The organism is Candidatus Symbiopectobacterium sp. NZEC135, assembly GCF_025962695.1.
On sequence record NZ_JAGFPF010001035.1, the window covers coordinates 1 to 761 of the forward strand.

Sequence of the window (761 nt, forward strand, 5' to 3'; positions counted from 1 at the left end):
CGGTTCTGATGCGTCTGAGCCGATGACGTTTGAGGCTTATAAAGCGTTTGTCGCGGAATACACGTTGGAGAAAACCACAGCGCTCAGCGGTGTGCCCGCCGATCAGTTGGAAGCGCTGGCAAAACTCTATGCCGATCCGCACAAGAAAGTGATCTCTTACTGGACCATGGGCTTTAACCAGCACACGCGCGGCGTGTGGGCCAACAACCTGGTCTATAACATTCACCTGCTGACCGGCAAGATCTCCCAACCGGGCTGTGGTCCGTTCTCGTTAACCGGCCAGCCTTCCGCCTGTGGCACCGCGCGTGAAGTCGGCACCTTTGCCCACCGCCTGCCAGCGGACATGGTGGTCACCAACGAGAAACACCGCGACATCGCGGAGAAACTGTGGCAACTGCCGTCTGGCACCATCCCCGAAAAAATTGGCTTGCACGCCGTGGCGCAAGACCGTGCGCTGAAAGACGGCACGCTCAATGCCTATTGGGTGATGTGCAACAACAACATGCAGGGCGGCCCGAACATCAACCAGGAACGTATGCCCGGCTGGCGCGATCCGCGCAACTTCATCGTGGTGTCCGATCCCTACCCCACCATCAGCGCACTGACCGCTGACCTGATTTTGCCCACCGCCATGTGGGTGGAAAAAGAGGGTGCCTACGGCAACGCCGAGCGTCGCACGCAATTCTGGCGTCAGCAGGTTAAAGCGCCCGGTGAATCCAAATCCGATCTGTGGCAGGTGGTCAGCTTTGCCAAGCGCTTCA

The 761-nt window shown here is 58.9% G+C and carries 1 protein-coding gene; it reads left to right on the top strand.

What is annotated here, in order from left to right:
• Nucleotides 1-761, top strand: a 761-nt coding sequence (locus J5224_RS32255) for a molybdopterin-dependent oxidoreductase (RefSeq protein ID WP_264629023.1), incomplete at both ends; no start/stop codon positions are given.